This window comes from Hyphococcus flavus (assembly GCF_028748065.1).
GTDB lineage: Bacteria > Pseudomonadota > Alphaproteobacteria > Caulobacterales > Parvularculaceae > Hyphococcus > Hyphococcus flavus.
Genome location: NZ_CP118166.1, coordinates 1,760,970 through 1,787,508, shown reverse-complemented (window position 1 = coordinate 1,787,508; position 26,539 = coordinate 1,760,970). Strand labels below are relative to the sequence as shown.

At 53.5% G+C, this 26,539-nt stretch carries 19 protein-coding genes; 12 read left to right on the top strand and 7 right to left on the bottom strand.

Annotated elements, in window-relative coordinates:
* Positions 1–150: 150 nt before the first annotated feature.
* From PUV54_RS08705 to PUV54_RS08695, 3 genes are all read right to left on the bottom strand, one after another.
* The gene (locus PUV54_RS08705) at positions 151–516 is read right to left on the bottom strand and encodes a hypothetical protein (protein WP_274491823.1); all 366 of its coding nucleotides are present in this window, start codon (positions 514–516) and stop codon (positions 151–153) included.
* Between the two features lie 197 nt (positions 517–713).
* Positions 714–3,569, bottom strand: coding sequence for a TonB-dependent receptor (locus PUV54_RS08700; RefSeq protein ID WP_274491822.1), 2,856 nt, complete (start codon positions 3,567–3,569; stop codon positions 714–716).
* 374 nt (positions 3,570–3,943) lie between these two features.
* A complete protein-coding gene (locus PUV54_RS08695) occupies positions 3,944–5,113 on the bottom strand; it encodes an ATP-binding response regulator (protein WP_274491821.1) in 1,170 nt (389 codons plus the stop codon).
* A 176-nt stretch (positions 5,114–5,289) separates the two neighbouring features.
* Here PUV54_RS08695 and PUV54_RS08690 point away from each other — a divergent pair, with 176 nt between their 5' ends.
* Positions 5,290–8,049 carry an ATP-binding protein gene (locus tag PUV54_RS08690; protein WP_274491820.1) on the top strand — a complete coding sequence of 920 codons (2,760 nt, stop codon included), beginning with the start codon at positions 5,290–5,292 and terminating at the stop codon, positions 8,047–8,049.
* Positions 8,050–8,057: 8 nt separating this feature from the next.
* Here PUV54_RS08690 and PUV54_RS08685 read toward each other — a convergent pair whose 3' ends face one another.
* On the bottom strand, positions 8,058–8,714 hold the full coding sequence (locus PUV54_RS08685; protein ID WP_274491819.1) for a helix-turn-helix domain-containing protein: 657 nt from the start codon (positions 8,712–8,714) through the stop codon (positions 8,058–8,060).
* Positions 8,715–8,942: 228 nt separating this feature from the next.
* Here PUV54_RS08685 and PUV54_RS08680 point away from each other — a divergent pair, with 228 nt between their 5' ends.
* Positions 8,943–9,143 carry a hypothetical protein gene (locus PUV54_RS08680; protein ID WP_274491818.1) on the top strand — a complete coding sequence of 67 codons (201 nt, stop codon included), beginning with the start codon at positions 8,943–8,945 and terminating at the stop codon, positions 9,141–9,143.
* Between the two features lie 128 nt (positions 9,144–9,271).
* On the opposite strand, the gene PUV54_RS08675 is transcribed toward PUV54_RS08680, so the two are convergent.
* On the bottom strand, positions 9,272–9,961 hold the full coding sequence (locus tag PUV54_RS08675) for an HAD-IA family hydrolase (protein ID WP_274491817.1): 690 nt from the start codon (positions 9,959–9,961) through the stop codon (positions 9,272–9,274).
* A 148-nt stretch (positions 9,962–10,109) separates the two neighbouring features.
* On the opposite strand from PUV54_RS08675, the gene glmU reads away from it, so the two are divergent.
* From glmU to PUV54_RS08650, 5 genes are all read left to right on the top strand, one after another.
* Entirely contained in the window at positions 10,110–11,456 is a 1,347-nt protein-coding gene (gene glmU, locus PUV54_RS08670; RefSeq protein WP_274491816.1) for a bifunctional UDP-N-acetylglucosamine diphosphorylase/glucosamine-1-phosphate N-acetyltransferase GlmU, read from the top strand.
* 8 nt (positions 11,457–11,464) lie between these two features.
* A complete protein-coding gene (gene rpiA, locus PUV54_RS08665) occupies positions 11,465–12,160 on the top strand; it encodes a ribose-5-phosphate isomerase RpiA (RefSeq protein WP_274491815.1) in 696 nt (231 codons plus the stop codon).
* An 83-nt stretch (positions 12,161–12,243) separates the two neighbouring features.
* On the top strand, positions 12,244–12,774 hold the full coding sequence (locus tag PUV54_RS08660) for a hypothetical protein (protein ID WP_274491814.1): 531 nt from the start codon (positions 12,244–12,246) through the stop codon (positions 12,772–12,774).
* A 9-nt stretch (positions 12,775–12,783) separates the two neighbouring features.
* Positions 12,784–14,157 (top strand): glutathione-disulfide reductase, encoded by a 1,374-nt coding sequence (gene gor, locus PUV54_RS08655; RefSeq protein WP_274491813.1) that lies wholly within the window; start codon positions 12,784–12,786, stop codon positions 14,155–14,157.
* A gap of 100 nt (positions 14,158–14,257) precedes the next feature.
* On the top strand, positions 14,258–15,565 hold the full coding sequence (locus PUV54_RS08650; RefSeq protein WP_274491811.1) for a metal-dependent hydrolase family protein: 1,308 nt from the start codon (positions 14,258–14,260) through the stop codon (positions 15,563–15,565).
* Between the two features lie 536 nt (positions 15,566–16,101).
* Here the strand turns inward: PUV54_RS08650 and PUV54_RS08645 are convergent.
* Entirely contained in the window at positions 16,102–16,626 is a 525-nt protein-coding gene (locus PUV54_RS08645) for an invasion associated locus B family protein (RefSeq protein ID WP_274491810.1), read from the bottom strand.
* A gap of 283 nt (positions 16,627–16,909) precedes the next feature.
* Between PUV54_RS08645 and acnA the strand changes: the two genes are divergently transcribed.
* From acnA to PUV54_RS08620, 5 genes are all read left to right on the top strand, one after another.
* A complete protein-coding gene (gene acnA / locus PUV54_RS08640; protein ID WP_274491809.1) occupies positions 16,910–19,585 on the top strand; it encodes an aconitate hydratase AcnA in 2,676 nt (891 codons plus the stop codon).
* 177 nt (positions 19,586–19,762) lie between these two features.
* Entirely contained in the window at positions 19,763–20,533 is a 771-nt protein-coding gene (locus PUV54_RS08635; protein WP_274491808.1) for a hypothetical protein, read from the top strand.
* Complete coding sequence (locus PUV54_RS08630) at positions 20,533–22,158, top strand: glycosyltransferase family 2 protein (protein WP_274491807.1); 1,626 nt, start codon at positions 20,533–20,535, stop codon at positions 22,156–22,158. Before PUV54_RS08635 ends, PUV54_RS08630 begins: the two co-directional genes overlap by 1 nt.
* 22 nt (positions 22,159–22,180) lie before the next feature.
* A complete protein-coding gene (dapF, locus tag PUV54_RS08625; protein WP_274491806.1) occupies positions 22,181–23,035 on the top strand; it encodes a diaminopimelate epimerase in 855 nt (284 codons plus the stop codon).
* Positions 23,035–23,619, top strand: a complete 585-nt coding sequence (locus PUV54_RS08620; protein WP_274491805.1) for a thymidine kinase — start codon at positions 23,035–23,037, stop codon at positions 23,617–23,619. Before dapF ends, PUV54_RS08620 begins: the two co-directional genes overlap by 1 nt.
* 9 nt (positions 23,620–23,628) lie before the next feature.
* Here PUV54_RS08620 and PUV54_RS08615 read toward each other — a convergent pair whose 3' ends face one another.
* Positions 23,629–26,445 carry a phosphoenolpyruvate carboxylase gene (locus tag PUV54_RS08615; protein ID WP_274491804.1) on the bottom strand — a complete coding sequence of 939 codons (2,817 nt, stop codon included), beginning with the start codon at positions 26,443–26,445 and terminating at the stop codon, positions 23,629–23,631.
* Positions 26,446–26,539: the final 94 nt, after the last annotated feature.

The window sequence follows — 26,539 nt, the reverse complement described above, 5'->3', positions numbered from 1 at the left end:
CCATAAAAGACGTCTCAAAGACAGGCGTCATTGGGTGCGGCTTCGATGGTCGAAATAGGGCTGTGCATGGACGGAACAAGGGTATTCACCCTCACGGCTTGTCACAATGTGGCGATTTTGCGGCGAACCCTATGAAGTTGCGACGGCGGGCTATTTTGTACCGGGCGTCATGGCCTTCAGCATGACCCGGCCAAGGTCAGCCAGCATGGCGAACATGCCGAGCGCCACGCCGCGATGAACCGTTCCTGTCATCTGGTAAAGGTCAAAACCGAATTTGCCCAAAGCCGCCATGATGACCAGCCGCGCGATGATCGTCGCGGTGAAGTTGACGGTTTTTGCTGCAAGGCGCCGCTTACGCGCTTCTTCGCATTCATCGACACTGCGCGGGCGCATGCGAGAGAGATCGGGCTCTATTACCCGGCGATAGGCAGGACCGGACGAGGCGCCCGCATCTGCCGCTGGCGCAGCGCCGACGCCGCCGGCAATTCCCGCCAATCGATCCGAACTGATCCGCATCGCGGCCGCATTTTGTTTCCCGCCAAACGCCATCGCCATCATCCCGCTTGCATGCATACGCAACTTAAGGATGCGCAAAACAGTCTTTCGGTCCGATGAAATAAATAGAGAAAATTTTATCAATGCAGGTGGCCGCCATAAAAAACGGGCGGCCAAAAGGCCGCCCGTTTTGCGATCCCCTCTTCGCGTCCGGCGATTTAGAACCGAGCGCCCACGGCAACGCCGTAACGGCGTGGTTCCTGAAGGAAGATATTGGTGATCAGGCCGGCGGACTGGTCCTGCAGATACTGGCCGGTGATCTGTTCGTCATTCAGGACATTCTGCATGAAGAACCGCACATACCACGGACCGTCAACAGAGTTGACCGTGACTTGCGCGTTCATCACATCCCAGCCTTCGACAAGGTCACCATCGGTGTTGAAGACGCGAGTGTAGAAGTCGTCCTGCCAGTAGTAATCGATCCGCGGCGTGACTTCTGCGAAGGTGCCCATTGGGAATGTGTATTCCGCACCGACGCTGAACGAGAATTCCGGCGCGCCTGGCAAACGGTTACCTTCAAGGTTCTGTTCGATACCGGCAAGCAGCTCATAATTGGTCATGAGAAGACCGTTTCTGGCTGCAATGGCAGGCTCGAGAATTGCGTCGCAGACCGTGAACGGCGTGATTAACGGGTTCGTCGGACCAGCCGGCGCCAGCGGATTAGCTAGCTGACCGATCAGTGACGGCGCGCCGTTGTTGCGAACAACACAGTTCGCAGCATTGGTGAGGTCCTTGAACAGATCCGCATCCGGATCGCCGGCCGTCGGGTTGCCCGGGTCAAAGCTCATGAACTCGCCGATTTCCGTATTGAGATAGGAAACCGTGCTGTTCAGGCGCAGGTTGTCTGTCGGACGAAGAATGAACTCACCTTCGACGCCCCAGATCGTTGCATCGACGTTTTCGTTGACCGAGGTCCGGTTGATGATCTTCGAAACCTGAAGACCCGAATAATCATAATAGAAACCTGTAAGGTTCGCCTGAAGCACGCCTTCGAACAGGTTCGATTTGAGGCCAATCTCGTAGGCGTTGATGAACTCAGGCTCATAAGTCGGCTGAACGCCTAGACCAACTGATGCCGGAGCGTTAAAGCCGCCAGGCTTATAACCGCGCGAATAGGAGAGATATAAAAGCGCGTTGTCTGTCATCTGCCAGTCGAGCACGGCACGACCGGTGAACTCATCAAAATCGACTGTATCAACACGGCGCGGGTTGATGACATCAAGACCCGCCGTCACGTCCGTCGTGCCAAGAGGAACGACGACCGGCGCGGTGCCCATGCCAAACGGCGGCGCAAGGCCCGGATCGCCCCCAGCCAGCGCCAGGAAGCTGTCGAGCAACAGGGCGCGGTCCTGAATGGATTTTTCGTCATGGTTATAGCGAACGCCGCCGGTAAAGCGCAGCGTGTCGGAAAGATCGACATAAATCTCGCCAAAAACGGAAGTCGATTTCCGCTCAGCCGAGCCGTCTGACCGGAAATACGGCGCGTAAATGCTCGTGCCGTCGGCAAAACCAACACTGGCGAGAACCGCTGACAAATAGTCGAGGCTGTTGCCGGAAGTATAGAAATCCGCAAACCCTTCGGAGCTTGAGTAGCTGGCTCCAAGCAGGAAGTTAAACGGTCCGTCAAAATTGGACGTACCGATGCCTTCAATCGACCAGTAGTCAGACTGACCGATACTTTGCTCGATCGTTGAAAACGTATTGGATTGCTGAAGAATATTGCCGCCGATGAAACCGGCGCTTCCTTCATCAAACCCGGAAACCGGCAACAAGCCGTCTGCATAAAGAGCATTATAGGTTATCGGGATCGTGCCAGCCAACACAAGCGGCAGCATTGCGCCGCTGAGCGCTGTTTCAGCTCCAAAGTCATTGAGCTGGTCCTGGAACTGGCTAATACGTGAGTCGCCATAACCGCCCGTCAGCTTGACACTGAAATTATCGAAGTCATGGCGGATATTCGCCATGAAGATCGTCTCTTCAGCGTTGTAGATAGGATTAAAGTTAGTGTTGATGACGCGATTGTCAGCAGAGCGCGCCGGCTGGGTCAGGTTCGGATCACCCGCAACCGAGAACAACCCAAATGCGCCGAGACCTGGCGAGCCCAGCAGACCGCCGAGCGTTTCGAAGGTTTCAGCAGATGAAAGAATATGGGTCGTACCGGCCAGATGCGGCTGGTCATTACCCTGAATGCCAGGCAAACACCCGCGCACGCCGCTCGGATCGCGCGTACAGGTGGTGTTCGAGTGACGAAGACGCGAATCATCCTCACGCATATGGCTGACGGTCACATCGACTGTCGTATTATCCGTCGGATACCAGCGTAGCGAACCACGCACCGCCCAGATGTTGCGATCATCGACGTCGCTGCCGTCAAATTCGTTCGTCGTATAACCATCGCGGTTGATGGTCGTGCCAGCGACGCGAAGCGCCAGCGTGTCGCTGACAGGAAGGTTCAGCGCACCTTTGAATTTGACAGAGCTGTAGTTGCCGACTTCGACGTCAGCATGCGCTTCAACGCCGTCAGGATTCGCTTTTGCAGTGATGACGTTAACGACACCGCCGGTCGCGTTGCGGCCAAACAGCGTGCCTTGCGGGCCGCGCAGAACCTCGATCCGTTCCACGTCAAAAAATTCAGTTTCAAAAAGACGCGGCGCATCAAGCGGCAGGTCGTTCATATGAATGGAGAGCGCCGGTTCTGAGTCAGCGCCAACAGCCAGCGCGCCGACACCGCGAATAACGATTGTCGAACCGGTGAATTGCGAACGCGTGAACGAAAAGTTCGGCGTGTTCATCTGAATGTCGTTGAAGCTCTCGATCTGCTGCGCATCGAGATCGCCGCCAGAAAACGCCGTAACGGAAATCGGCACATCCTGCAGCGACTGTTCGGTGCGCTGAGAGGTGACCACAATTTCGTCCCGGACCTGCGCCGCAGCGTTCCCGGCAATAACAGCGCTCAGCGCGACGCCAGTCAGCAGGCGCGCGGCGTTTACGGTAAGCGTGGAATCCTTTTTCATGTTCTAACCCCTGATTTAGCCCCTCCCTGACCGGGGCTTGGCTGTATCGACTACCTTGCCTGAGCCGAATTTTGATCCTTAACTATTTGCTCACCTGCGGCCTTGCGTCCAGTGAACGTTCGAGCGCAACTGCGCTCCGTCTCTTTGCGTTACAAAATTACAACAAACGGCTTTGGCGGCCGACAATACCGCAACGCAACATAGATTTGCCGTTATGGTTAAAACTGGTTGGAATTATTCAATAAAAAGTTAATGGGCGCGTTAACGAGCCAATCACGCAATGACTAGGGAAACCGGTGGAACATTAAAGTCACAGTTCAGCCCGCTTCAGGTTAATAAAAACCCTGAACTGTGTCGCGCCTGAATACAGCCGCTCAAGCAACCTGTTGATTGGAATTTGACTGCGCCGATGCTTTCGACATGGACCTGACGCGGCTGGATGGGAACGATAAAATCGCCCGGGTTCCCTCGCCTGGCGTTGAATCGAGGCGAAATACGCCGCCATGGGCCGCGGCGATGGCCTGCACCAGCGGCAAACCAAGTCCGAGCCCTTCTTTTGAGCGCCGGATCGACATGTCCATTTGCGCAAACGGAGCGCAGACGTCGTCCAGCTTGTCAGCGCTGATCCCCGGCCCGTCATCCTTGACGACAATCGCGAGATCGCCCTGTTTCGTCAGCGCGCCGCCGATGAGAATTTTGACGCCCTTGGGAGAAAACTTCACGGCGTTATCAATAAGTTTTTGCACCGCCCGCGCCACTAGAACCCGGTCGCAAGTGATTTCGATATCAGATGAAGCCATGCGGATCGTCGTTTCAGCTTCTGCGAGGTCCATCGTTTTCTGCAAGCCCGCCACCGCTTCCTCGATCAACTCGCTCGCTGATACGTCAACATCGTTGATGGCGATGGGCCCGGACCGGGCATCGGACGCCAGAAGCATATCCGATACAGAATTCAAAAGCCGCCGTCCGCTGTCGATGATGTAATCAGCATATTCCTGATGCAGATTGTCTTTTTCCTTGCCGAACTGTTCGGCGATGATTTGCCCGAACCCAATAATCGCATTCAATGGCGTTCTGAGCTCGTGGCTCATGACAGACATCAGACTGTCTTTAAATCTTGCGCCGGCTTCCGCCTGATCCCGCGCTGTCCGTAAGGCTTTTCTGTCGTCGCTGGCCCGCAAAACGAATTTCACCGCATGATTGAACAGCGACCAGTTCATCGGTTTCGCGAGAAACGAGGTGGCGCCGGCGGCGAATGCACGATCAACAGCGTCTGCGCGATCGCTGGCGGTAATCACCATCACCGGCGTTTCACTGATCGCATCATCCTTGCGGATCGCCTCGGTCAGTTCATAGCCGTTCATCACCGGCATATCGATATCGGATATGACGAGCGACACGTTTTCCGTTTGTACAAGCTTTAATCCTTCGGCGCCGTTACAAGCCTGATGGACAACATATCCCGCTTCAATGAGTTTCGCCGTCGCCAGCTCCCTCATCACCGGATCATCATCAACGAGAATTATGCTTGTGCCAGACGCCACCGAATACTCTCCCTCTAAGCAAGCGATCGGGCCTATCGCTCGCCAGCCGGAGAATTAACGCAAACTTATCTTAACAACCGATTTTTTCGCTTCCTTTTTTCGATAAGAAATTAAATTTCAAACAATTGCGTGCATCCTCCTGGTTAGGAATTCATTAGGGAATTGATGCGGGAGCGATGTCTCAGCGCTCAAAATCGCTGCGCAGCCGACTGACGACGCTTGTCGTCGTGGCTATTTTTGGTGCTGTTGCAATCGCGACAGCGTCATCGGTATGGCGCGAGATGGATCAGTATGGCGCCGGGAAGCGCGCTGAGCTTTATGCGTCGGCAAACGTGTTTTCATCTGCAATTTCCGAGCATGTTCATAACGCTGACAAGAGCGCCACATTAAACGCCCTTCGCGCTATCTCATACATTCCAACCATAGAACATGTTCGGGTTGAAACGCCTGATGGCGCGACCTTTACCGAGCTTGGCAGCACCACCGCTGTCATTGAAGACAAGAAGAATTCTCTCATTCCGGAAGATTCAGCGCTATCAATGCTGACTTCGCGATCAACGACAGTATCAGTGCCCATTGTTCATGGCGGCCAAACCGTCGCGTCGCTGACCATTCATTCAAATACCGGATCATTGTCGGAACGGATCGGCCTGCTTTTATACGACGCCTTTGTCGCCGCGATTTTCGCCGGCGGGATCGGCGTGTTGATCGCCTTGAAAATGCAGCGCGCCATCACCGACCCTATTCTATCGCTTGCAAAAGTCATGGGCCGCGTGCGTGAGTCCGAGGATTTCAGCGTGCGCGCCGAAGCGACCGAAGATGATGAAACCGCGCAGCTCGTCGATACATTCAACACCATGCTTGGTCACATTCAGGAACGCGATAATAAACTGAAAGCGCATCAGCAAAACCTGACCAAGATTGTCGAGCGCAGAACGGCGCAGTATCGCGACGCAAAAGAATCCGCCGAAGCAGCGAACATGGCGAAGTCCGATTTCCTCGCCACCATGAGCCATGAAATTCGAACGCCCATGAACGGCATGCTGGCGATGGCGGACCTCTTGAGCAAAGCAAAGCTGGCGCCGCAGCAGAAGCGCTATGCTGAAGTGATCGCGAAGTCAGGGCAGAGCCTGCTTGCGATCATCAACGACATTCTCGACTTTTCGAAAATCGAGGCCGGGCGGCTGGAACTTGAAACCATCCCCATTCGACCGGCGGACATTGTTGACGACGTCGTTAGCCTGTTCTGGGAGCGCGCATCCTCCAAGGGGATTGATCTCGCGGCGTATGTTTCGCCTGAAACGCCGGAAGAAATTGAGGGCGATCCTGTTCGCATCAGTCAAATTATTTCGAACCTCGTAAACAACGCGCTCAAATTTACCGAAGAAGGACACGTCGTTGTCGCAGTCAGATCGAAGCTGCAAAAAGGCGGCGACGCCAACACGTGCGAGATCGAATTTTCGGTAACCGACACTGGCGTCGGCATTCCTGAAGACAAGCAAGCGGCGATTTTTGAAGCGTTCTCGCAAGCGGACCAGACAACAACGCGAAAATTCGGCGGCACCGGGCTGGGACTGGCCATCAGCCGACGTCTGGTGGAAGCGATGAATGGCGTGCTTGGCCTCACCAGCAAGCCCGGAAAGGGATCGAAGTTTTTCTTCAAGGTCCCCGCGAAACGGCTGCAGCCAGCGCTGGAAACCAGAAAAGTCGATACGGAAAAACGCGCCATTATCGCCATTGACGGCGAAGCCACGCCGAAAATGCTCGCCCGCTATATTCGCGAGACCGGCGTTATTCCGACCATCGTCGAGGACACGGCGAACCTCGGCCCGCACATCGCCTATGCGGATATGATTTTCGCTTCTGTGGACTTTTTCGAAGCGTATCAGGAAGCCATCAGTTGCGGCGACGCCCAGTGGATTCCGGCGCGTATCTGTGTATGCGAACTAGGCGACACAAAGCCGGAGGAACTGCTCCGCAGCGGTATTGTGGAAGATGTGCTGATGGCGCCTCTGTCGCGCCGCGACGTACTGGAACAAATCGATCGCATTCTTGATGATAAATTGCGCGGCGTCGCCGCGTTACAGGAAACGGCGACAACAGATGCAAGCCATCTTGTATTCAACAAGCAACATGTGCTGGCCGCCGATGACAGTCCGGTCAACCGTGAGGTCGTCAAGGAAGCGCTTTCACGATTGAACCTTGAGGTAACGCTTGCAAATGACGGGCGTGAAGCCGTGCATCTCGTCCAATCGCAACAGTTTGATCTTATACTGATGGATTGTTCCATGCCTGAAATGGACGGGTTTGAGGCGACGCAGGCCATTCGCGTGTTGGAACGCAAAGCAAAGAAGGACCGAACCCCGGTTATCGCTCTCACCGCGCATGTCGCCGGGACGGATCAAAAATGGCGCGAAGCCGGCATGGACGCCTATTTGACGAAACCGTTTACGATTGCGTCCCTTTCGTCGGTTCTCAGTGAATTCCTCGACTACGCGCCAGACCAGACAGCGCCGACTCTGATTGAAGAAGATGACTCCCCGGCGCTGTTTGAGAGCGCTGGCGAAGATGAGGTCTTTGATAAAAAAGTGTTGGATGAAATCGCCGCAATGCAGTCGGGGAGCGTAAACCTGCCAGTTCGCACGCTGCAGCTTTACAAAGAACACTCGCTAGATGCTGTTCGGAACTTGGTTGCAAGCATAAAAACTGGCGATAGCGCCGCCATCGCCAAGGCGGCGCACGCGCTGAAATCCATGAGCGTTAATGTCGGCGCCCGTAAGCTCGGGCAAGCCTGCGGGGAGATCGAAGCGAAAGCCCATGCCGGCGCGAAAATAGCTGATCTTTCAGCGTCCTGCAAAATCGTCGTGCAGGAATTTCAGAAAGTCCACAAGACGCTGCCTGACATGCTGCAAATGTATGAAAAGCGCGCCGCCTGAAAGAAAAGTCAGTGCACGCGAATGGAAACGCGCACGCAGCCGATGATAGTAACTGACGGTGTAAAAGCGATCGTCGGGTGACCATCCTGGCTGGAAACCGGCTCAAGGCGCGCGGGATTGGATTTCCACCGGCGCACCAGCGGCGTTTCCTCAACATGAATGAGACAATAATCGCCATCGTCCGGCATCTTGTCTTCGTAATCGACAATCACAACAGTGTCCGGAAGAAATGCGAGATCAATCGCAGGATCATTGATAAAGACAGCGACCAGTTTCGATGGCCCTAACGTCACTGGAATATAATCTTCAGCCATAGCGTGCGGATCCGCGCCGGGGTCGCGGGCTAGCAACGCAGCCGTCCGTAGGCTGACGACTGGCACATGCCGAACAGGACGGCGGATATAAGCGGCGGCGGCGTGCTTGTCGCTTTCCGCCGCGGACCTGTCGCCGGCCGCAAGCCAGTCGAGCGGCGCCTCAAGCGCATCCGCCAGTTTGGCGAGCGTCAGCCGCCGCGGGTCATGAATGCCGCTTTCCCAGTTGGCGATCGCCGGCTGGCTGACGCCGACCCGGCTCGCCAGATCGGACTGGCTCATCCCTTTGGTTTTGCGGGCCTGGCGGATCCGATCACCGATTGACCGGGTGGCGGCGGCATGGGTCAGTTCCATCATCATCCTCGATTTATAAGTTTAACTTATAATATTCTTGCTAACTAAGCGATAAAATTCTTCTCTGTTCGAGAAAAATGCGCTTTCAACCCTATAAACTGTGAATGTATAACGCATTTTCCGGTAAACTGGCCAGTATAAAAAACATTTGAGTCAGGCTTGAAAAAATCAGACTACCTTATATTCTAGCAAAGGTGGAAACGTTCATAGGCTAAATCGGGGTAATCGATGTCTGACCTGTGTGATCGCGACGGCGCTGGCCGTCTCGCAGCTAAGATTCAGGATTTCTGGCGCAAACGCGGCTTTGATGTTGTGGTTGAAACCAAGGAAGAAGGTTTCGTTTCAACCATGCGTTCGGCACGGACCGATATTCGCAGCAATATGGTCAACGGGATGCCGACCAAGTTCGTGCCGGCGGAAGCGAGCTAGAGCCCGTCTACAAAAAGTGAACGCAGTCTATATCATCGGGCGATAAGGTTGCATCATCCGATGATATAGATTCTTAGTTGCCGCGCCGGATTTGCGAAAAACCGGATTCCACTTTTTCGCCCGGCGCTTTAGTCGCGCAAACTTTCCTCGAGAAGCGGAGATAGATCCGCGTAGCTGGAAAATATACCGGCGGTTTGATCCTGCAGGGTTAGCGGGCCGTATCCAAAATCAGCGACAAAGCAAGGCAGACCCGCAGCGCTTGCAGCCTTGATGTCGGTATCGCTGTCGCCGATGAAAGCTGCCCGGTCAGCGTTCGTCCGCTGCAGACATAACTGAACCGGCGCGGCGTCCGGTTTCGCGGCAGACGCCGTGTCTGCGCCGACAATCGTTTCAAAAAGTTTGGTGAAACCTAGCGTTTCCATGAGCAGCCTGGCCATAGCTTCCCGCTTGTTGGTGCAAATCGCCATGCGCGCGCCGCGCGCCCTTAGCGCTTCGATCATTTCCACCGCGCCATCGAATGGCCGCGAATGGACAGCGATATTTGCCTCATAATGCTCCAGGAATAACGCCAGCGCGTCATCCAGTTCCTGGTCGTCAGGCGTCCGGTCAACCGACAACTCGTAACCGCGCATCAGCATCCGTCGCGCGCCATGCCCAACCAGATGGCGCACGCTCTCCGCCGCAACCGGCGCGAGCCCGGCTGATTGCATCGCATGGTTCATTGATGCGGCCAGGTCCTCAGCCGTATCGACCAGCGTCCCGTCAAGATCGAATAAAACCGCCGCCCCCGCCAGGTCGTTATCGCGCTGTTCCGCCATTACGCCGCCCAAATCCTGATAAAACATGCTGAGTTCAGATTGACGCGAATCGCGCCAGATGGTTCGCAAAGAGACATAGGCCCGTTTGATATTTCCATGATAGACGGAAGTGAATGTTTGTACCTGATACTGGAAGCATTGCCATATTATGACTGAGACACCAATCGCTGCAATTATCCTTGCCGCCGGTCATGGGACGCGCATGAAATCCTCCCTGCCGAAAGTGATGCATGAAATTGGCGGCAGGGCCATGATCGCTCATGTCATCGATGCAACGGATGAACTGAAGCCCGTCCGCATGGGCGTTGTTATTGGCGATCATGCGCCACAGGTTGGCGAATTCGCCAAATCAATCGACAAAAAGATTGACGTCGCCGTACAGGCGCCGCCGCAAGGCACCGGTCACGCGGTGATGCAGGCGTTGCCGTCGCTCAAAGGTTTTTCAGGCGCTGTTCTTATTCTTTACGCTGACACGCCACTGGTAACACCGGAAACATTGCGCGCGCTAGCGGATGAGGTTTCCAAGGGCGCTGCTGTCGCGGTGCTGGGGTTTTCACCTTTTGAACCTGGCGCCTATGGCCGGTTAAAACTCGACGCAGACGGCGCCCTTGCCGCAATCGTTGAGGCAAAAGACGCCAGTCCCGAAGAACTCGATATCACGCTTTGCAATTCCGGCGTCATGGCGATCGATGCTGCGTTCCTGCAGGCGCGCCTCAAAGACATCGATAACAAAAACGCCAAAGGCGAATATTATTTGACCGACATCGTCGCTATCGCCCGTGCGGACGGAAAAACCTGCGCCGTCATCGAAGCCGACGAAGACGAAGTGCTCGGCGTCAATTCCCGTGTCGAACTCGCCGAGGCGGAGGCGGTATTTCAGGACCGCATGCGCGTCGCCGCCATGGAAAATGGCGCAACACTCGCCGACCCGTCTACCGTCTATTTTTCATGGGATACAACGCTCGGCAAAGACGTGCTTATCGGTCAGCACGTCGTTTTCGGTCCGGGCGTTACCATTGCCGACAACGCTGAAATCAAACCGTTTTCTCATGTGGAAGGGGCAAGCGTTGCCGCACACGCCAGCGCCGGACCGTTTGCACGGCTGCGCCCCGGCGCGGAACTCAAAACCGGATCAAAAGTCGGCAACTTTGTTGAAATAAAAAAGGCTGTCATCGGCGACGGCGCCAAAGTCTCGCACCTTACCTATATCGGCGACGCGGAAGTGGGGGCGGAAGCGAATATCGGCGCTGGAACCATCACCTGCAATTACGACGGCTACGCAAAGCATAAGACCGTCATCGGCAAAGGCGCGTTCATCGGCTCGAATTCCGCGCTCGTGGCGCCCGTCACCATTGGCGACGGCGCCTATGTAGGGTCCGGTTCCGTCATTACAAAGAATATCGAGCCGGATGATCTCGCCGTCTCGCGTGCAAAGCAGACCGCCATCAAGGGCTGGGCGGCGCGATTCCGGAAATCTCAGGAAAAAAAGAAGTAGGCATTCCCATGGATAAAGATCGCGGCAAACGCCTCGCGGCGGAGGAAGCAGCGAAACATGTTGAGCGTGGCATGACGCTGGGTCTCGGCACTGGTTCCACTGCTGCGCATTTCGTCGATATTATCGGCGCGCGCGTGGCCGAGGGCTGGCCACTGAAAGGAGTGCCAACTTCCGAGGCGACACGCCGCCAGGCCGAAAGCCTCGGCGTTGAAATCATCGAACCGCATGAGACAACTGTCATCGATCTTGCTGTCGACGGCGCCGATGAAGCGGACCCGCAACACAACCTTATCAAGGGCGGCGGTGCAGCGCTGTTACGTGAAAAAGTCGTGGCTTACGCTGCGAAAAAATTTATCGTCATCGCCGACAAGTCAAAACGCGTCACGGCCCTTGGCGCTTTTCCCCTGCCCGTTGAGATTTCACCCTATGGTTGGGCGCTGACCGTCGCCGCGATGCGCCGCACCCTTGTCGAGCAAGGATTTCAAAATGCGAAGCTGGAACTACGTTCCATAGACGGTAATTCCGTCAAAACAGACGGCGGCAATCTGATCATCGATTGTTCGCTTGAGCGCATTAACGATCCCGCCCGGCTTGAAAAAGCGCTGAACGCTATTCCCGGCGTTCTTGAATGCGGCCTTTTTTGCGGCATGACCGACATGATCATCTATGGCGACGAAGACGGCGTCTCTGTTAGTACGCTTTAGCGGCGTCCCCTCGTCGCGTCCTCTTTGCGCAATTTGATTTTGCGCGTTAGCCTGACCGCCAACACAGCAAAGATAAGGCTATCATGTCGCAGACGCGTTTTCAAAAACTTCAGGAAGCCATCAAAACCTACGGCGCGGCGGCGTTTGAAAACCTCCTGCGCTGCAAAGGGTTTGGCGATGCCGTCATCAAAGGCCTGCCCGCCTACCTAGAATGCAGCCCTGAATGCGTCACCGCCGTGCCGCCCATTGGCGAGTTCGACCCGCGCAAGGATTATGGCGAGGATGCATTCAGCTATCGCCACCGCCCGGTGATCGTTCTTGAGCCTGTGCAGTTCGGCATCGCATTGACAGTGAAGAACTTCGAGGATTCCGGCTCGCTCTGGCTCAGAACCGCGCTCTCAATCGAAGTGACCGGCGACAGTTTCGACGTCTTCGTGGCGCAACAGCCGATGATACGCATCGCGCTCGATTATGAGGGAAAACTGGAGCCGGTATTCGAGGCGGTCTATCGCGAATTTTTGAACACCTTTCAACTGGAAGTGCTTGAGTTCAATGATAAGCGCTTCTCAACCGGCATCGGCTTTGTGCCCGACAGCAAGATTCCTGACAAATAAGAGCGCCACATGACCAAGTACGACTACGACCTTTTCACCATTGGCGCCGGTTCCGGCGGCGTGCGCGCATCGCGGCTCGCATCGAGTTACGGCGCAAAAGTCGGCGTGGCGGAGGAGTATCGCGTCGGCGGCACCTGCGTCATCAGAGGCTGCGTACCGAAAAAATATCTCGTCTACGCCAGCGAATACGGTCACGGATTTCATCACGCCAAAGGCTACGGCTGGTCGGCGGAGACCGTCTCATTCGACTGGGCGAAACTCATTGAAAACAAGGACAATGAAATCGACCGCCTAAACGGCATTTACATTCGCAACCTCAAAAACGCCGGCGCGGATATTTTTCAGTCGCGGGCAACGCTGAAAGACGCCCACACCGTTCACCTGGAAGCGGAAAATCGCGACGTCACGGCGGAACGCATCCTGATCGCCACGGGCGGCGCGCCATGGGTCGATGAATCGGTGCCGGGCCACGATCTCGGCATTACGTCCAACGAAGCGTTTCATCTGGAAAAGCTGCCGAAACATGTGGTTGTCGCCGGCGGCGGATACATCGCCATTGAATTCGCCTGCATCTTTAAAGGTCTCGGCTGCGATGTCTGCCTCGTTTATCGCGGCGAAGATATTTTGCGCTACTTCGATGCTGACGTTTCCGTGCAGGTTCATACTGAACTGCAACGCCAGGGCATTCGCGTCATCACGCAAACGATTTTCGACAGGATCGAGGACATTGGCGGCGATCAAAAACGTGTGCACCTGTCTAACGGCGAGCATGTGGATACAGGGCTCGTGTTCTGGGCCGTGGGCAGGAAACCGGCGACCAACGGCCTTGGCCTTGAGAAGGTTGGCGTCGAACTCGACAAGAACGGCGCCGTCAAAGTGGACGACAACTCGCAATCATCGGTCGAGAATATTTTCGCCGTGGGTGACGTGACCGACCGCGTGAACCTGACGCCCGTCGCCATTCGGGAGGGCGCAGCGTTTGCCGAGACCTATTACAACAACAACCCGACCAAGACCGATTACCGGTTTATTCCAAAGGCTGTCTTCTCTCAGCCGCCGGTTGGATCCGTCGGTTACGCCGAACATGAAGCGCGCCATGAATTCAAGAATGTCGATATCTACAAGACCAATTTCCGCTCCATGAAGCATATTCTGACCGGATCGGAAGAACGCGTGATGATGAAGCTCGTCGTCGACGGCGATACAGATCGCGTGCTTGGCTGTCACATCGTCGGCGAGGATGCGGCGGAAATGATCCAGTGCGTCGCCATCGCCGTCAAAGCTGGCCTCAAGAAAAAGGACTTCGACGACACGGTCGCTCTACATCCGACCATTTCGGAAGAACTGGTTACGATGCGCGAGAAGTTCGTGCCGGAAGTGTAGCTTTTACTATCGCTTTGAATGCTAAAGTTTAAACTTAAAACCCAGCTTTTAGCCGGAACAGTTATTATGGTATTAGTCTCATCTTTAGGGAGGCGCTAAAGTGATTCTAAGGGGATTTTTTTTCAGTTTTCTCATCTCCCTGCCAGCACCGCTCCTGGCAAAGGATACTGTTGCACCGCACCTTCACCTCGAAAAGGTATTCGTAGAGACATACCTCGATGTTCTATCTGGTGAACTCAAAACCAACGCAATCATCGAGATAACCGGCGGTCGTATTTCAGCAATTAAAAATGGCCCTAAAGACGCTATAGAAGGTGATTTTCTGGACCTGTCAGGATACACGGTTCTCCCGGGTTTGATCGATGCGCATACGCACCTTTGCGACAACTCGCATCTGGGGGCTGACTTCGATCACTGGTCATTGCCCGCAGCAACGTTCGGCATTGTGGGAGCACTCAACGCCAAAAAGACACTACGCGCCGGATTTACGACAGTTCGAGACGTATCATCGCCATTTTATTGTGATGTTGCATTACGTGATTCTATCTCCAGGGGTTGGGTAGAAGGACCGCGCATGTTTGTAAGCGGCCAAATGGTTACGATGACTGGTGGTCACGGCTCCTGGGGCAACTGGATGGCGCCCGAACATGAGATCCAAACGAACGCACATGCTATCGCGGATGGCGCCGATGAAGTTAGAAAAGCTGTAAGAACGCACGTCAGAAACAAGGTGGATCTTATCAAGGTCGCAGCAACCGGCGGCTATGGAACACACGGTACAATCCCTGGCGCTGCCTCTTACTCTGTTGAAGAGTTGCGCGTTATCGTCAATGAATCGCGAAAGCACGGCCTTACTGTCGCCGCACATGCTCATGGGGCGGATGGCATCAAGAATGCAGTACGCGCGGGCGTGACCTCGATAGAACACGCATCAATGATTGATGATGAGACCATTCGCTTGATGCGCAAAAACGACACCTATGCCGTTCTTGATTTACTATCAGCTCGTTTCGACCTGATTGAACGCAATCAAAATTACGATGATAAGAATCTTGGTCGCACCAATAATGAAGAATATGACGCCATCACTATGCTTTTCAAAAAGACTTATGAAGCAGGAGTGAAGATCGCATTTGGTACTGACGCAGGTGTTTATCCTCATGGCCGTAATGCAGAACAATTTCAACTTATGATTGACGCTGGCATGTCATCTCTCGACGCAATCAGAAGCGCAACAATTATTGCTGCCGACTTGCTCAATCAGCAAGAAAATATCGGCGAGATTAAGGTTGGAAAATACGCAGACTTTATTGCTGTACGAGGAAACCCTCTAGAAGATATTCGCGTGCTGGAGGATGTTGATCTCGTAATCAAAGAAGGCGTTGTGATCTCTGCTCAGAGTGAATGAACATCATTCCGAATAGCTTGCACATACCTGACACGGATTGCCCTCAGTTTTTGTTACAAGGCGGGCGTTCAACCTCAGCCGTTGCTAATTGCTCCAGATTTAACCACCCGTAGAAGGCGGTGGGCTTTTTGATGTTACGCCGCACGCAACATGGGCGCACGTCAAGGCAGAGTTGTTATCGCGAACTTCCGCCTGACGTTGCGGCTCATAAGGCGTACAGGCATATTCCCGTCGAGCGGGGCCCCAACCCCGTTCGACTGGTGGAAGGTTATCCACGAGCTTTTAGAGCCGGGTTATGATGCCGGCCATGTGGAATGAAACTGAAATTCTATCGTGCGGAAGTTTTAAATGCGCGCCGGCGATTCACGGCGCCAATCCTACGCGCGATGTCGGCAACAAAAAAAGTTGTACAAACCTGCGCCGCCGGTTTTGTACAACATTCGGCTACGGCCCAACGGCTGCGCCGTTTCGTTCACGCGAGAGGGGTCCGCTGCTCAAGCATTCTTGAACAACAATACGCTAACGCGCGCTTGATCCTATTGGCACTCCGCCTTGGCGCGATCGAGCGCCGCGGAAACGCCGCGCAACGAGATCACGTAACTCGTCGCCGTGCCGCGCTGGGAGAGCGCCGAGATGCGCATGTCGGCGCCGCGGCGCATGGCGCGCACAAGCCGGTCTTCTTCCGCCGACTCCTCGATGAACGCCTCGTTCTCGGAGACATACATGTCCCATTTGTCAGAACCGATGCGCAGGGTCGGTTCAGGCTTGGCGTTCAGCGCATAACCCGTCATCAGGCTCGGCTGTTCCGACGCCGCGCCCGACGCCCAGGTCGCAATCAGGAAGAAAATGTCGCCGTGATTGACCGATTTCGGGGACTTGTCCGTCGCCTCCGTGGCTGCGAAGCAGATCTTTTCGCCGTCAACCTCGCGCACGAAGACGCTCCAGTCCCGGAAGGTCGCCTTGGCTTCGGGCTGCTGGGCGACAGCGCCTGTCACCGAAAGGCCGGTCACGGCGAGGCCGGAAATGGCGGCGAGAACAACGGGTAAGGTCGAACGAGACATGGAAACAACGCTCCCTAATTCAGTCTTCAAAACGGACAAAGGCGATTTCGGAAAGCCACATATCATAGTTCGAAATTTGTCGCGAGCGTGGCGGCGAAATGAATGCGTTGCCGCATTGCCAGTGACCCGCCCTTGCGCCATAACGGCCCGGAATTTCACGGATTTTTCAGAACCGTGTTGCTTATCATAATGTGCGATGCGGTTCTGGGTTCTTGTTTTATCGCGTTTTTTACGGAAAACCGGATTCCACTTTTCCTAAAAACGCTTAGCCCGGAGGAGCCAGATGATACCTGGACGCGATTCACTGAAAACGAAAAAGACTCTCACCGCCGGCGGCGCGACCTACGCCTATTACAGCCTCGCGGAAGCCGAAAAGCAGATCGGCGACATTTCACGCCTGCCCTTTTCGTTAAAAGTGCTTCTCGAAAACCTGCTCCGGTTTGAAGATGATCGCTCCGTCACTGTTGATGATGTGAAGGCGTTTGCCGGCTGGCTGAAGGAGGGCAAATCGACCCGCGAAATCGCCTATCGCCCGGCCCGGGTGCTGATGCAGGATTTCACTGGCGTCCCCGCCGTCGTCGATCTCGCCGCCATGCGCGACGCCATGAAAAAGCTTGGCGAGGACCCGGAAAAGATCAATCCGCTGGCGCCGGTCGATCTCGTCATCGACCACTCGGTCATGGTCGATTATTTCGGCGGTCCTGATTCGTTTAAGAAGAACGTCGACCGCGAATATGAACGCAATGGCGAACGGTATAAGTTCCTGAAATGGGGCCAAGGCGCGTTTGACAATTTCCGCGTCGTGCCGCCAGGCACCGGCATCTGTCACCAGGTAAACCTTGAATATCTGGCGCAGACTGTATGGACCGCCGAACATAAAGGCGAGACCTACGCTTATCCTGACACGCTTGTGGGCACCGACAGTCATACAACCATGGTCAACGGTCTGTCCGTACTCGGATGGGGCGTCGGCGGCATCGAGGCGGAAGCGGCCATGCTCGGTCAGCCTGTTTCCATGCTGATCCCCGAGGTGATCGGCTTTAAAATGACCGGCAAACTGCCTGAGGGCGCGACAGCGACCGACCTCGTCCTGACGGTCGTTGAAATGCTGCGCAAGAAAGGCGTCGTCGGCAAGTTCGTTGAGTTCTTCGGACCGGGGCTTGATCACCTATCGCTTGAAGACCAGGCGACCATCGCCAACATGGCGCCGGAATATGGCGCGACATGCGGCTTTTTCCCGATCGATAATGAAACACTGCGCTACCTTAAAGCCACAGGCCGTTCAGAAGACCGCATTGCGCTGGTTGAAGCCTACGCGAAGGAACAAGGCATGTGGCGCGAAGCAGGAACGCCAGATCCGGTATTCACAGATACGCTCGAACTCGACCTTACAAGCGTTGTACCGTCCCTCGCCGGCCCGAAACGCCCGCAGGACCGCGTACTGCTTTCAGAGGCGCCGGAAGGGTTCGCCAGCGCGTTGGACAAGGAATACGGCAAAGCCGATGAAGCCGGCAAACGCGTCGCCGTTAAAGGCGAAAGTTTCGACATCGGTCATGGCGACGTCACCATCGCGGCGATTACGTCGTGTACGAACACTTCCAACCCTTCTGTGCTGATCGCGGCTGGCCTCGTCGCGCGCAACGCCCGCGCCAGAGGGCTTGCTGTTAAGCCATGGGTGAAAACATCACTGGCGCCTGGGTCTCAGGTAGTGACTGATTATCTCGACGCCGCCGGTTTGACAGATGACCTTGATGCGCTCGGGTTTAATCTCGTCGGTTACGGCTGCACAACCTGCATTGGCAACTCCGGCCCGCTGCCGCCAGCGATTTCCGAAGCCGTCAACGAAAACGACTTGGCTGTGGCGTCGGTGCTTTCCGGCAACCGCAACTTCGAAGGCCGCGTCAGCCAAGACGTGCGCGCTAACTACCTCGCCTCGCCGCCGCTGGTTGTGGCTTACGCGCTCGCAGGCTCCATGAACATCAATCTTACCAAGGATCCGCTTGGCGAAGACAGCGAGGGGAATTTTGTTTTCCTCAAAGACATCTGGCCGACTAACAGGGAAATCGCCGAAGTCGTGCGTGAGCATGTGACAGCGCAGATGTTTGCAACGCGCTATGCCGACGTTTTCAAAGGCGATGACCAATGGCGTGCGATTGATGTTGGCGATGGACAAACCTATCAGTGGCCGACCTCAACTTACGTGGCGAACCCGCCTTATTTCGAAGGCATGACGAAAGAACCAAAAGCCGTGGAGCCCATCAAGAGCGCGCGTGTTCTGGCGCTGTTCGGCGAATCCATAACGACGGACCACATCTCACCCGCCGGCGCCATTAAAGAAGACAGCCCGGCGGGTGAATATCTGAAATCACATCAGGTGCCGGTTGAAGAGTTTAACTCTTACGGTTCGCGGCGAGGCAATCACGAAGTGATGATGCGCGGCACTTTCGCAAACATCCGTATAAAGAATAAAATGCTGCCCGGCACGGAAGGCGGTGTCACGAAATTCACGCCTACCGGCGAAGAAATGCCGATCTACAACGCCGCCATGAAATACAAGGAAAACGGCACGCCGCTGGTTGTTATGGCTGGCGAACAATACGGCACGGGCTCTTCTCGCGACTGGGCGGCAAAGGGCACAATCCTGCTCGGAGTGCGCGCTGTTATCGCCAAAAGCTTCGAACGCATTCACCGATCCAACCTGATCGGCATGGGCGTCATGCCGTTGCAGTTCAAGGATGGCGAAGGCTGGGAAGAATTAGGCCTCACCGGCGACGAAGAAGTCACCATCGAAGGCGTCGACAGCATCGAACCGCGCTCAACAATTCCTGTTTCGATCAAGTTCGCAAACGGCGATGAGAAAAAAATCGAAGCGCTCGTGCGGATCGATACGGCTGACGAACTCGATTACTTCCGTCATGGCGGTATTCTGCATTATGTCATCCGTAAACTGGCGGCGTAGGCTGCTGGAATACAAGTAATAATTGCAGCTATTATAGAATAATGGCTGCGTTATTACGCCCAAGACTGGCGCAAGCTTTGTTTTTCTGAAATAGTCCCTCCTCAATAAAGACCAGAATGGTTTTTCGGGGGCGGGGCGCTGTTTCAGTTTAGATGCAGAAGAAGTCTGTTTGTTTGCTTGCTGGCGCTGTTCCTGGCGCCGTCAGGCTCGAACGCATCACCATGGGCCAGACCTGACGGTGAACTCTTGATCATCTCCCGAGGGGAGTATTTCAGCACCCACCTTGATCCAATTGAAACGCCGCAAGGCATCATCGATGCGCGTTTTGATCGGTTCGAATCGAATACATATCTGGAATATGGACTGACAAAAGACATAACAATCGGCGGCAAGGCCCTTTATGGAACAAGCTGGCTTCGCCGCGGAATTGAAACAGATGCGGCAAGCGGCTTTTCTGAAATCGAAGCCTTCGCACAGTATCAGCTTTTAAGAGACGCCCGTCACGCCGCTTCGGTAAGAATTTCAGCTGGCAAACCGGCACGATTTCTATCAGGCGCACGAACATTTCTGCAAGGCAACGGCATAGATGTTGAAATAGCCGCACTCTACGGCCGAGATTTAGTTTTAGAGCCTGTAAAAATTTTTTCCGCTATTGAAACTGGCTACCGAAAACGTTTTAGCAATTCCGCTGACCAGATAAAATCTCAAGCAACGATCGGCATCGAACCAATTGACAATCTGCTTTTCCTTTTTGAAGGGTTTTCGACTTTCTCTCTGAGAAACGAGATCAACGATGGAACAGACTACGACATCGTCAAGCTACAACCTTCTCTGGTTTATCAGATAAGCAATCACTGGTCATTGCAAGCTGGCGTTACAGAAGAAATCTCAGGCCGCAACCTTGAACTCGGGCGCACATACTTCATTGGCTTCTGGAGTAAATTCTGATGCCCTTGAAAAGCACGCTTACGAAAAGTGTCGTTACCAACGACTTAACCACAAAAGAGGCGGCTCATATAGACGAGGGCATTCCGGGAACAAGAGGAGCAATACCCAATCTTACTGAACCTCAAACATGTAGTAATAAAGTCGAATGTTTCACTCTAAAACACTCAGCGCAGCGCTACTATTCGCAGTTCCCGGATGCGCTTAGTCAACTTTGTATTTCTAGCCTTAAAGAGAATCGTCCTCAGGACTCAGCATTCCGTCTTCTTTCTCAAAATCAAGCAATCGGAGCCGCGTTTTTATTCTCGGTTTCAGCGATATTGGCAATCTATATGCCCGTGGCGGCCTTTATTTTATTGAACGTATTTACAACGGCATATTTTTTATGCGCAATCGCATTTCGCGTATGGTTGCTGGCTTTGAGTAAAGACAGTCCTGTGGGTGTCTTTAAGCCTATAGGAATTCAAGACGTAGACTTGCCGGTCATCACAATTTTACTGCCGCTTTATAAAGATGCAGAGGCGCTGCCTACACTCATTTCTTCCATCGACCTTCTCGACTATCCTGATGATAAAAAGGACATAAAGCTGCTTCTGGAAAAAGATGATCCAGAAACTCTTCAGGAAGCGATACGGCTTGGCCTCGATCGCCGCTTTCAGTTGATTGTAACTCCTGACCTTGGCCCGAAGACTAAACCTAAAGCTTGTAATTACGGACTTCACCTTGCCAGCGGCGATCTGATTGTAATTTATGATGCGGAAGATCAGCCAGAACCGGATCAGCTTCGTAAAGCTGCCTCAGCATTTCACCTAGCAGATGATCGTCTAGCTTGCGTACAAGCGCGCCTCAACTACTACAATCATGATGATAATTGGCTTACGAGACTTTTCACTCTTGAATATTCGTTATGGTTTGATTGGCTTTTGCCATCGCTTCAACGCATGAAAGCGCCAATTCCGCTCGGCGGCACATCAAATTTTTTTCGAACCAAAATTTTGATCCGGCTCGGTGGCTGGGATCCATATAATGTTACCGAAGACGCTGACCTGGGCCTTCGTATATCGAAGCACGGATACCTTGTTGAACTGCTTGATTCTACTACGTTCGAGGAAGCGAATTGCAGGGCGCGCAACTGGATCAGACAACGATCTCGATGGCTAAAGGGCTACCTTCAAACCTGGCTTGTTCACATGCGCCAGCCCGAGAAAATAATACAAACGACAGGTTGGAGCGGTTTCCTTGCAGTGCAACTGTTTGTCGCTGGCAATATATTCAGCGCGTTGATAAACCCTATCATGTGGTGTTTGTCTCTTTTCTGGATTGTGGCCTCACCCCCATACGTCGAAATGCTTTTTCCAGCGTCACTTGTCTATTTTAATTTCGCCGCGCTGATTATCGGAAATAGCTTCTTCGTTGCAATCATGGTCCTAGCACCGATAAAAAGGGGGAGGACTGAACTCTGTGTATACGGCTTAACAACACCCATATATTGGTTGCTAACATCTGTGGCGGCCTATAAAGCGATGTGGCAGGCCGTACTACGCCCGCATTACTGGGAAAAAACTGATCACTTTATTTCTGAAACGGCGCGAGAAAGAAGAAACCGTGCAATTACTGAGAATTCGTAAACCGGAAAATTGCGCACAGTAGATGTCAGAACTAGCTGGACAAACATATCTTAAAATGAACGGCCTCGGTAACGAGTTCGTCATAGTAGACTTGCGCAAAAAAAATTATGCCATCGACGCTGATACAGCTGCGAAAATTGCCGACCCAAAAACCGGACCTGGCTGCGACCAAGTGATAACACTGGAAAAAAGAAAGCCTTATGAGGGCGTATTCATGGGTGTATGGAATGCCGATGGCGGCGAAGTCGACGCCTGCGGCAACGCCTCACGATGTGTTGGGTGGCTGTTGATGAATGATCTGGAATCAAAAGAAGTAAGATTCCAAACCGGAGCAGGCGAACTTCATGCATGGCGTGTTGGCGACAAACGCATCGCGGTTGATATGGGCGAACCCAAATTGCACTGGAGAGAAATTCCACTCGCTGAACAGATGGACGACACGCGTTTTATCGACGTAAAGCTAGGCCCAATTGATAAGCCTGTCCTGTGGGGGCCGTCCGCGGTAAATGTAGGCAATCCACATTGTATTTTTTTCGTAGAGGACGCTGAAACTCAGGCGCTCGACCGATTTGGCCCAATGATTGAGCACCATCCGCTGTTTCCGGAAAGGGTTAATGTCTCCGTTGCCCAGGTAATCAGCAAACACGCAATCAGGCTGCGCGTCTGGGAAAGGGGTGCAGGCATAACCAAAGCTTGCGGCACGGCGGCATGCGCCGCTTTAGTAGCCGCCAACCGTCGCCGCCTGACAGGACGCAAGGCAACAGTCACTCTCGACGGCGGCGATTTGGCCATCGAATGGCGGGAAGAAGATAACCGCATTATAATGACAGGCGCTATAGAACTGGAAGGCGATGGGCGTTTCCCGGACAATTTTTAATGGCGAAACTTTATTTCAATTACGCCGCCATGAATGCCGGCAAATCGACAACTCTACTGCAAGCCAGTTTCAATTACCGGGAACGCGGCCTGAATACAATTGAGTTCACAGCAAAGATAGATAACCGCTTTGAAACAGGGGCGATCGCTTCGCGCATAGGGCTGCAAAAAGATGCGCATTTATTCGACAGTAAAACCGATATTTTCGCTATTGTAAAAAAGGAAATTAATGAGAAGAAAATAGCTTGTATTTTCTTAGATGAAGCGCAATTCCTGACAGGCAAGCAAGTTCTTGAACTTTCAAAAATCGTTGACGAACTTAACATACCCGTAATCTGCTATGGTTTGCGCACTGACTTTCGGGGCGAACTATTTGAGGGAAGCGGCCGGCTGTTAGCCTTGGCAGATGAAATCCGTGAACTCAAGACGATTTGCCAATGCGGGCGTAAAGCAACAATGAATTTACGCATCAACCCCGACGGCGAAGCCGTAAAGACAGGCGAAAGCATCGAGATAGGCGGCAACGAACGCTATGCGCCGTTGTGCCGAAAGCACTTTTTTAAGGCGTTACGAGATGCCGTGTGATCGGATTGCTTAACCAAACGCGCCATAATGACTACTGATTGCTTGCGACAGCTTTCTCGATAGACATGAAATTTCATCCAACGGGCCAATGATACGCTGATGAATTTCCGGATAGGCGCCCCCTTCAAACGCTGAGTCATCAAGCGTCTCACTAAGCCCTTTAAAGGCTTCGCTAAGCCTTGCCTTTGCAGGAAAAATATTTCGAAGCAACTCGACTGTCTCATTAAGTTTCCACTCAAACGCCAGCTCGATCAGGTCTTCCTTGTCCATATCATGTCTGCGGGAAAAAGGCGGCGCACTTGCTACGAGCGAGACAGCTTTTGCAATCAGCGCCTGACGAATGGAATGTAGTACCGACAGGTCAACACGTCGTGTATAACTACTAACATTTTCCAGAATGCCTTGAGCAAGAAGAGTGTCAAAACGGCGTAAGTCTTGCGTAAGAAAGTCTGCAAGCTGGTTGAATGAAGCCGATGTTGCGCCTTCATCTAGAGCAATTTGTATCTGTTCATAGGCATCAGCACGGCTTCCGGTTCCCTCAGACACTGACAGCTCCGACCAGAAGGAGGGGGAAAAAATCTGGGCGTAAGCTCGAAGAACAGCAAGATCTGTTAATCCACGCGCATGAGCAGCCAACGCCGTTAAATCCTTCATCCGTTTTGAACACTTCGTATGGTCTACAAGTCGTTCCGCTTCACGCCCTGACGCATAACCAAAACCGCCCGACACATTCACAGGCGCACAAAGTTGTTGCAGGATGGCGTTATGCGGAATTGCACGCAGCGCACTCAAATCAAATCCATCTCCACGGGCCCTTTTGGTTTGACGCGAACCAGTCTTGTACAAAAATCGCAAAGCAAACCCTGATAGGATCCGGCGATAGTCGCTGCGGCGAAACAAATCTTCCTGCCAGGATTTTAAACGACGATAAAAGTCCCACGAATAATTGATATCCGAATAAAAACAGTCTGCATCATTATCCTCACTTTCGCTAAGCGAGTGCGTCCATAGCAACGCAGTCGTTTGTTTTGCCAGCGCCAATGTTTGAAAGTGCAAATACCCCTCGCCGCCTTGAAAGCTGCATTCTGTGTTCAACGGAATGCATTTTTTGTCGAACAGTGATCGCACCCACGGTGTCGCTAAATGATTTAAACGCTCCTCAAAAGCGCCTGAGTGCGCCCCGCGCCCCATGGACTCACCATGAGTGTTAAAAATTAGCGCTTCGACGTTGGTAAGACCTGCATCTGATAGGGCTCTGGCGAATAAAACATGCAACCGCTCTATGGCAAGATCAGCGGCACACTGCCCCATAAACCTTCCAGAATCGGAAAAGCCGAGTTGTATGCACATGCGCTTTCGCGATGTTATGTACTCTAGGAAGCTTTGTTCTTGCAGCAATCGTTCGATGAAACGGCCGCCGCCTTCAATTGCCTCCGGCGTTTCAAACAATGGTGAGATGTCGAGCATCTTTTCAACACCATAATGCCGTGCCAGGAACACCGCGCCCATAACAGTTGCAGGCGCCTCGCACTCTGCAATCAAATAACGGATGGGCGTGTCAGCATCAATGTGTTTTAATATTTGCGCGCAAAGCATGAACTGACGTCGCGCTGTCATTTTTTCGAGAAATACGGATGCAAAATTGATCGGCTTTGAGGTGGCTGAAGTTGCTTTCTTTGCTGCAACATCGAGCGCAGATCGCCCAGCAAATCCTGTATCAGGGTCTAGACCCAAATCCGCTTTAAGCGCAGAACGAACCTGTGCAGCGTTAACACGTAAATGAATGCGCGAAAGCCCAAGGCCATAGGCTTGCATGTCGGAACGCAACAATATCAAGGATGACACAACCCTTTCATCGTGAGCATCATCGATCAAAGCAGTTACCGTTGCTATTGCATCGGCAAGACTGACGAGTCGTCCCGAAGCTTCCTCTGTTAACAAGTTAGCGGCGCGAACGACTACACTCACGTCATCTAGGTCGCCAGCAAAAGCTTCCGCCTGACGTGCCGCAAGGTCGGCTGCGTCAGCGAACAATTTGCGCAGCCCTGACAATATATCGACATCTAACAGACGAAGAATTCGGTCTATTTGTTCAACATAGCGATGCAGCTGTGATGCTTTTTCTGCAATACGAATACGGATTGTTTCACCCCAATGTATATCTGTGCGGCCATCAAGGTCGTAGCCGACCCAGCTTGCCAAGCTGGCAGGATGTAGTGTCAGCGATGTCCAACGCTTGGGGAATCGTTCCCGCGCTACTTTCAAGATTTTTTCATTCAAAAAGTGCGTTGCGTCCTGCGCATGTATGATTGATTTTTGGGCCTCCCCATGTTCGTAACGCAGCGTAATATCGTCAGACGCTTTGGTGCTTAGTGCGCCAACCTCGTTTCGCCAGTTTTGTTTATCCTGCTCACTCCCGCCCAAAGGGTAGGCCGCCATCAACTCGCGGCGCGCTGCGCCAAGCGCAAATGTCGGGTGCGCGGTGAAAACAATGCCTGTCCTCGCCCCCTCAACTGCATCGCGAAAAGCATCAAATCCGCGTTCAGCAAGCTCATTCAATGTTGCATCAACATCTGTGTCGGCGGCGCAGCGGCGCTCATGAAACGCAACCGCCCGCATTTCGAATGCGCGGTTGTTTAATTCGCGAATAATTCCGCCCAACATCGAGATTGAAATGTCATCGCGCTCAAGCGCCATGAACAGCTCTGAGGAGAGCCGCGCGACGGGGTTGAGATGCGGGTCCTCATGACTTTCGGCGTCAAGCGCGTCAAATATGGAAATCAACGCCGCCGCATCCAGATCACTGGTAATTTTATTCGTCGTCACGCTGCCTCCATTATGACGGGGTTCGCCGCATTGCAGCATAAAGATTGGGCCGCCTGCGTAAAGCTCGAAAGCGAAAGTTGTGTAGCAGAATCAA